The sequence below is a fragment of the Alkalihalobacillus alcalophilus ATCC 27647 = CGMCC 1.3604 genome (assembly GCF_000292245.2).
Classification (GTDB): domain Bacteria; phylum Bacillota; class Bacilli; order Bacillales; family Bacillaceae_D; genus Alkalihalobacillus; species Alkalihalobacillus alcalophilus.
The window spans coordinates 1-1,084 of sequence record NZ_ALPT02000163.1; the positions used below are offsets into that span (position 1 = coordinate 1).

Genomic DNA, 1,084 nt, shown 5'->3' on the forward strand with positions numbered 1-1,084 from the left:
AATACCTATATGGGTATACGTATAAATGATATTTAGGAGGAAACAATATGAAATCAGATAAAGTTCTAGACGCAAAAGGGTTAGCTTGTCCGATGCCGATTGTGCGTACTAAAAAGGCAATCAACGAATTAGAAGCTGGGCAAATTTTAGAAATACATGCGACTGATAAAGGGGCCAAGAATGATTTAGCTGCTTGGGCACAATCAGGTGGTCATGAATTACTAACAGATGTAGAGGAAGATGGAGTTTTAAAGTTTTGGATTAAAAAAGGCTAGGTTAAATTTTTTAATCAGAAATTACCTATTAGGGTATATGTGAATTTAAATGACAAAGGGGAGAGCAACATGACAGACAAAAAGAAAACAACGATTATTTTATTTAGCGGTGATTATGATAAAGCAATGGCAGCTTTTATTATCGCAAACGGGGCTGCAGCTTATGATCATGAAGTAACAATCTTCTCAACATTTTGGGGATTAAATGCATTTAGAAAAGATGAACAAGTAACAGTAAAAAAAGGATTCTTGGAAAAAATGTTTGCTAAGATGATGCCACGAGGAGCAGATAACATGGGACTTTCAAACATGAACTTCGCTGGTATGGGTCCTAAAATGATTAAACATGTCATGAAGAAGCATAATGCAATGCCTTTACCGGATCTAATTGATATGGCTAAAGAACAAGGAGTCAAACTTGTGGCATGTACGATGACGATGGACCTTTTAGGACTGCAACAAGATGAATTAATTGATGGATTAGAATACGCGGGAGTAGCTGCATATCTAGCAGATGCTGAAGAAGGAAATGTGAACTTATTTATTTAATAAGTTTTACCCAAGGGGGTACAAAGTGGACGTAATCATTAATATAATAGTTGTTGGCTTAGTAGCATTCTTTTTAATCAATAAGTTCATGCCTGTTAAAGGTGTAAAACAAATTTCAGCGAGTGAGCTAAAAAAAGAGTTAAAGAGAAAAGATGTTCAATTTATTGATGTAAGAACATCTGGTGAGTTTTCTAGAAATAAAATTAACACATTTAAAAATATGCCTCTTCATGAGCTTTCTCAGAAGGCAAGCCAGTTAT

Annotated in this window: 3 protein-coding genes; all 3 read left to right on the forward strand. The window is 34.9% G+C overall.

The annotated features are described in order from the left end of the window. Positions 1-47: 47 nt before the first annotated feature. Positions 48-275 carry a sulfurtransferase TusA family protein gene (locus BALCAV_RS20865; RefSeq protein ID WP_004427597.1) on the forward strand — a complete coding sequence of 76 codons (228 nt, stop codon included), beginning with the start codon at positions 48-50 and terminating at the stop codon, positions 273-275. Between the two features lie 69 nt (positions 276-344). Beyond that, a complete protein-coding gene (locus BALCAV_RS20870; protein WP_004427594.1) occupies positions 345-824 on the forward strand; it encodes a DsrE/DsrF/DrsH-like family protein in 480 nt (159 codons plus the stop codon). Positions 825-849: 25 nt separating this feature from the next. After that, positions 850-1,084: rhodanese-like domain-containing protein (locus BALCAV_RS20875; RefSeq protein ID WP_040324339.1), on the forward strand; the 235-nt coding region annotated here is incomplete at its 3' end.